This is a genomic window from Psychrobacter sp. AOP5-GZ1-6, assembly GCF_052376345.1.
GTDB lineage: Bacteria > Pseudomonadota > Gammaproteobacteria > Pseudomonadales > Moraxellaceae > Psychrobacter.
This window is the reverse complement of sequence record NZ_JBQSVP010000036.1, coordinates 20,863-27,090: the sequence shown is the minus strand read 5'-3', so window position 1 is coordinate 27,090 and position 6,228 is coordinate 20,863. Positions and strand designations below refer to the sequence as shown.

At 41.8% G+C, this 6,228-nt stretch carries 5 protein-coding genes; 4 read left to right on the top strand and 1 reads right to left on the bottom strand.

What is annotated here, in order from left to right; genetic code table 11:
* Positions 1-277: 277 nt before the first annotated feature.
* Complete coding sequence (locus ACT3RN_RS06925) at positions 278-712, bottom strand: MCR_0457 family protein (protein WP_192519114.1); 435 nt, start codon at positions 710-712, stop codon at positions 278-280.
* Positions 713-1,327: 615 nt separating this feature from the next.
* Here ACT3RN_RS06925 and surE point away from each other — a divergent pair.
* The 4 genes from surE (at position 1,328) to ACT3RN_RS06905 (ending at position 6,187) form a co-directional block, all read left to right on the top strand.
* Positions 1,328-2,149, top strand: coding sequence for a 5'/3'-nucleotidase SurE (gene surE / locus ACT3RN_RS06920; protein WP_192519113.1), 822 nt, complete (start codon positions 1,328-1,330; stop codon positions 2,147-2,149).
* A 177-nt stretch (positions 2,150-2,326) separates the two neighbouring features.
* Positions 2,327-3,124, top strand: a complete 798-nt coding sequence (locus ACT3RN_RS06915) for a peptidoglycan DD-metalloendopeptidase family protein (protein ID WP_192519112.1) — start codon at positions 2,327-2,329, stop codon at positions 3,122-3,124.
* A gap of 93 nt (positions 3,125-3,217) precedes the next feature.
* Positions 3,218-4,522 carry a lytic murein transglycosylase gene (locus ACT3RN_RS06910; RefSeq protein WP_192519111.1) on the top strand — a complete coding sequence of 435 codons (1,305 nt, stop codon included), beginning with the start codon at positions 3,218-3,220 and terminating at the stop codon, positions 4,520-4,522.
* 369 nt (positions 4,523-4,891) lie between these two features.
* Entirely contained in the window at positions 4,892-6,187 is a 1,296-nt protein-coding gene (locus ACT3RN_RS06905; RefSeq protein ID WP_192519110.1) for a molybdopterin molybdotransferase MoeA, read from the top strand.
* The last annotated feature ends 41 nt before the right edge of the window (positions 6,188-6,228 follow it).

Genomic DNA, 6,228 nt, shown 5'->3' with positions numbered 1-6,228 from the left:
TACTTATAAAGAAGGTTAGCGTTTTTTAAATCATCATAAATATAATGCTACTAAGATCACGCCACAAAAAAACCTGCTGTACCACTTGTCCTCTGCAAGCGGAAATACAGCAAGTTTATTTCTCTTATAGCCTTGTATTTTATTAGCAATAACTCAGTATGTTAAGGTCGATAATGTCACTGTTTTGTTGTCGTTAACGGTCAATGGTATTATCCATACTGCTTATTGTTCATAGTGTCGTTGTAGGTTATAGAGTTGCCAGTATTTCATAGCATGATTAATATTCGGCATTTGCCAAGTCTTCGCATAGTGCTTTGTTTTCTTGTTTTGAGAAACCCATCGTCCAGCTACGGATACTTTGCAAGATTTGGCGATAATCCTGTTGAGTTGATAGATATTGGATCGCTGCTTTTGGATCTTCTAAAGATGGCATCAGCTCGTGCAGCTGCACGTTATAAGATTGATAAAAGCGCTGTTTTTGGTTGCCACTAAGCATTGGTGGGCATATCTCAGATAGTACTTGCATAACCGCAATCTCATGCTTGGTTATGTTGATGCCAGCCATATCTAAAGGTATTGTGGTATCGGAATTATTTGCCGCAAAAGATGCTTGCGATAGCATGGCAACAGACGTTATCAGTCCTGCGAGCCCAATTTTTGATGCGGTTTTCGCTATGACAGAAGTTATAGATAATATCGATTGATTTTTCATTCAGCATTACACTCGCTTATCTTTATTTAATGGTCATATGTTAATGGCTAAAAAAACAAAAGTCACATAAAATATTGATTTATGTGTAGATATCTTGTGAGCCAAAGTCATTTCTTAGCAACATACTAGTAGCATATACTTGTAAGTTACGTCAGCATAAAAATATAAGTTTATATTGTTGTTGGTTGTTGCCTATTGTAACGTGAAGATTTATGCTTTTATTGGCTCGATGAGCATGCAGGCAGCATTATTAGGATATTCCCTAGTACAATAAAAAAATAGATAACTCCCGAGCAAAGGTTGGGTTCGTGCTAGCGTACTATTAAGGTATAATCTTATATAACTATGATTGTGCCATCACTTTCGATATTCATACTATGCTATTTTGTTATGGCTATAATAGTTCTCTGAGCTTCGCCCTTAATATCAGGGCATGCCCTATAGGGTTGTGCAGTTTTCTTATTGATTCATAGTGTGTCTTAGTCAATAAGGTATAGCTATGAAAGTAGTATGGAATAGTATGAGTCTACCATTTCTAAATGTGATTATAGCAACTTTAATACGGCAAAAGTTCATAAGTGGACAGCCAGTCATTTATAAGTATATTGAGTCGTAATGAAATTTTTAATAAGTAATGATGATGGGGTGTATGCTCTAGGGCTATTGGCACTGTATCAAGCATTGTCCACTATTGGTGAAGTAGTGGTAGTAGCGCCAAACAGTGAGCAAAGCGGTTTTTCTAGTGCATTGAGCGTCACAACGCCATTGCATACGCATCAATTGCCTTCTGGTTTTATAGCGGTGAATGGATCACCTGCTGATTGTATTTATTTAGCATTGCATGAGCTTTATCAGGATACACATTTTGATTGTGTGATTACTGGTATTAATTCAGGTGCCAATTTAGGGCAGGATGTTATGTTTTCTGGAACTTTTGGTGCCGCCTTGACGGCACAGCTTTCGGGTATACCAGCGATTGCGACTTCGCTAGTAGGTGCTGGGTCCAAAGGTGAGGAGCACGTTGGCCATTATCAGATAGCGGCAAATGAGATAGTAAAACTGTTGAAAGAAACCTCAATATTAGATATCTGCAAAAATTTGCCCTATCATGTATTAAACGTTAATATTCCTAATGTTGATAAAGCCGATGAGATCAAAGGTCGGAAAATAACATCATTGGGGCATCGTCAGGTTGCCCATCCTGTACAACATATAGTGGATCCACGTGGGCGAGATGCTTATTGGCTTTCGTTACGTAAATCACAACATGAATTGTCAGAAACAAAGACAGATCACCAGTCACAAAACGTTCCTTCATCTGTAGTAAAATTGACGGATGACCAAGCGGTGGCAGCAGGTTATATTAGTTTGTCGCCAGTGCGACTCCATCATACACCAGTCGAGTCGTTGGATAAGCTCTCTGCGCTCGTTTTATAAGCTGGCTATATGAATGATGAATGGTAATAGAGTAAGTTATCAAAGCTAAACGAAAGTGAGTGCTATCAAATTATCAATGATGGTGGTTATCAAACATTTAAGTGGTACAAAAGTTAGCAAAATGCTTGTGAGTCACACAAGAAGTTTGTGAGTAACGTAAAGAATAGGAAATCTTGTATGAAGAAGCTTATTGCTGGATCGCGCTTTGTAAAAACGGCATTGGTTGGTACTGTGACCGTAGCAGCCTTGACAATGGTAGGCTGTGCAACCAAGCCCACCTATCAAACAGTCAATCAAGCGGGACCTCAGATTGTTACCAATGCCCAAGGCGTTCCAAATTATCATCGTGTTCAGCGCGGTGATACCGTCAGTCAACTTGCTGAACGCTACCGCATTAGTTATCGCCAAATTGGTGCCCTCAATAATTTAGACAGCAAATATACTATTTATAGTGGTCAATGGTTGAAACTATGGGAGGGCACATCAGAGACTGTGACTAATAATACGTCTACAACGCCACAAACAACAACCTATACACCTTCTACAACCAGTACGCCAACGAATAATAATTCACAAAGTCCTGTCTATGCAGTGACAGCTAATGCAACCTCAGGTTATGAATATCCGACTAGCAATCAAGTGACTCGTAATTTTGATGCAAATGCTGGTACGATGGGCATGTGGTTTGCTGGTAATGTTGGAGATCCAGTGCTTGCCAGTCAGTCTGGAACCGTGCTTTACTCAGGTAATGGTCTCACAGAGTACGGCAATCTTATTATGATTCGTCATAGCGATGACTATATCACTGCCTATGCACATAATAGCGAATTGCTTGTCAAAGAAGGTGATACAGTACAACGGGGTCAACGTATTGCAAATATGGGGAGCAGTGGAAACACTAACCAAGCTGGTTTGGAGTTTCAAGTGCGCTTAAATGGCAATCCTGTAGATCCACGTGCGGTATTAGGACGTTAAATTTGACGCAATGTTTTTCATTGCTTCAGTACAACGACTCTCATAACCTTGTATTATTTGAGTCGTTGTACTTATTCATACCTGAGAATTTCTATGATGTTAAAAAGAAAGTATATAGCGCTTTTTCCAGTGTTGGTTGTGGCCGGATGTGTCAGTCAGCAAGCGACACAAAAAACGAGCAAACCCGTGCGTCAAGGTAATGTTGAAATTACCCAAACCGAAACCGTGCAAGTTAAACCAACACCGCAGCCAGTTGCTAAGCCTCAAACAGTTGCTAAGCCAAGCTATAACAGTTTTTATGACTGGAAGTCAGATTTCTCTATGCGAGCCATTGCATCTGGCAATGATGCGTCGACCGTTCGTCGATTACTTGACCTAGCGCACTTAAATCAGCAGGTTATTTCGCTAGATTCTGGACAGCCAGAATTTTCTAAAATGCCATGGGATTATGTTGATTCTGCAGTATCTAGTGGACGTGTGAGTGTTGGTAAGCGTAAGTTTGCTGAGCAACGTGGCTATTTATCGCAATTAGAATCACAGTATGGTGTCAATGCCGAAATTATCGCCGCTATTTGGGGTATGGAGTCTTCATTTGGCGCGGTGACTGGCAGTAGTAGTTTGCCAAGCTCGCTTGGCAGTCTCGCTTATGATGGTCGTCGCCAAGAGTTTGCAGAAACTCAGCTATTGTCACTAGCGACATTGTTACAGCGCGGTGATGTATCATGGTCACAACTTGATGGCTCTTGGGCGGGTGGCATGGGACAGACGCAGTTTATTCCAGCTACTTGGCTTAAGCATGGCGTCGATGGTGATGGCAACGGTCATCGCAACCCATGGTCAACCAGCGATGCACTAGCATCTACTGCTAATTATCTGAGTAACTCAGGCTGGGTTCGTGGTTTGGCGCCATTTTATGAAGCAACCATTCCGTCTTCATTTGATTACTCATCAGTTGGTAGTAAACAGTCTGCTGCTAAATGGGCAGCCATGGGTGTCGACACGATAGCGGATGTATCGTTAGATGCAAATACGCAGATGGAACTATGGCTACCAGCTGGTAAAGATGGCCCAGTGTTATTGCTAAGCCCAAATTTTGATGTAATTAGGGTTTATAACAACTCATCAAGCTATGCTTTAGGTGTGAGCTTACTAGGTAAAGCACTTGCTGGTCAGGGTGGTCTACAAAAGTCATGGCCACGCTATGAGCGTCCACTATCGACCAGTCAAGTACACAACTTACAGCAGCGTCTTACCAATGCAGGTTACGATACAAAAGGCACGGATGGTATCGTCGGAACCAATACGCGCAAGGCATTCCAACGCTGGCAAGCAGACAATGGTCAGACGCCAGATGGTTTTATCTCTCAGCGTAGCGCGTCTTCCTTGGCCTCATGGTGAAAGAGGCTGTTGGCTTTTATTTTTCATAGCCACTGTTAAGACCACGTCATAGTAAAATACTCGGTATAAAAAAGCACCTTATGAAGGTGCTTTTTTGCGTTAACCTATCATTCTTTGTTATCAATAATTATAACGACGTCTATAGAGCAGTTGGAAATTAAGCTCAAATTACGTGTCAATCACAATGTTAAATATGAAGAAATGACATTGCTACAAGAAAAATTGTATGATGAATGATAAACTCTATGGCGTGTCTCCATTTTTGGAATCAAGATACGCTATAGATAACTGGCTTTGCCAATACTAATAATTAGAATGACTATAAGTCATAACAGTCAAAAGCTAAAATAACCAAAAGAGTTTGCCCTTATGATTACCGTGGAAGAGCTACAGTCAGCCATCAAGTTGCGCATAGATAATTATAATAATAAAGATTTGCCACTCCAAAATAGAACCGCTGCTACTTGTGAGCTGTTGGACAGCCTCAATCAAATACTGGCTCAAACTATTGTCTCACCCTTTGATGTACCCAGACAGAACTTATCTGCGATGGATGGCTATGCGATTGCTCAAGGCAGTGAGCTATCAGCAGGCAGCTCAATTGAAATCATCGGAGAGTCTCAGGCGGGTTGTGCCTACATAGGTGAGCTAGCAGCAGGACAGGGCGTACGTATCTTTACGGGCGCCGTGGTGCCAGATAGCTGCGATACCGTCATTATGCAGGAGAACACCGATTTTTCCGTGATAAAAGCTACGCTAGACAAATCACAGCCTTATAATATTACGCTCACCCAAACTGCCCAGATTGATAAGAATATTCGCAAACAAGGCGAAGAAATTGAGTCGGGCGAAGCTGTCTTAATAGATGGGAAGCGTATCAATCCTGCCGATATTAGCTTGCTTGCAAACTTAGGTATCAGTCACGTCCGTATATTTGAGCCGTTGACGGTAGGCGTTCTAGCGACTGGTGATGAACTTGTGGCTGTCGGTAACGATCTGACAAGTTTGGCACAAATCTATAACTCCAATACACCAACTTTAAAAAGCTTGCTAGCAGATCTACCGATTGTCATTCGTGATTACGGTATTATTCCTGATGACTTAGAGCAGACAACGATTGCGGTCAATAACGCTATGCAAGAGTGTGATGTACTGGTGTCGACAGCAGGTGTGTCGGTCGGTGATTATGACTTTTTGACCACAGTTATCGAGCAATTAGGACAAGTTAATCACTATAAAGTCGCTATGAAACCAGGCAAGCCTTTTGTATTTGGTGAATTAAATAAAGATATGGATAAGCCAGTATTGTACTTTGGGCTACCGGGCAACCCACTCTCTACCGTGGTTGGCGCGCTACAATTTGTGATGCCAGCGCTGTGGCAGATGTCTGGTGCGGACTCATCAGAGCAGCCTATACAGCTGAGTATTCAAGCCACGCTCACTAATGACATTAGAAAGTCAGTCGGTCGCAAAGATTTTCAGCGCGGTGTGTTGACACAAAACGCAGCGGGCAGTTATACCGTTGAGTGTTTCTCCAGTCAGCAATCGCACAGAATAAAGCAGCTTAGCCGTGCCAATTGCTTTATTGTATTAGATAAAGACAGTGGTAATGTCGCTGCACACAACACAGTGACCGTACAACCTTTTCCTTGGCTATATACTTAAGACGATCCACTTAACGAATAGCTACAGTCATTTAATTGGCC

Coding starts and splice junctions, on each gene's coding strand:
- ACT3RN_RS06925 (WP_192519114.1), bottom strand. CDS start 712: ATGAAAAATCAATCGATATTATCTATAACTTCTGTCATAGCGAAAACC.
- ACT3RN_RS06905 (WP_192519110.1), top strand. CDS start 4,892: ATGATTACCGTGGAAGAGCTACAGTCAGCCATCAAGTTGCGCATAGAT.
- surE (WP_192519113.1), top strand. CDS start 1,328: ATGAAATTTTTAATAAGTAATGATGATGGGGTGTATGCTCTAGGGCTA.
- ACT3RN_RS06910 (WP_192519111.1), top strand. CDS start 3,218: ATGATGTTAAAAAGAAAGTATATAGCGCTTTTTCCAGTGTTGGTTGTG.
- ACT3RN_RS06915 (WP_192519112.1), top strand. CDS start 2,327: ATGAAGAAGCTTATTGCTGGATCGCGCTTTGTAAAAACGGCATTGGTT.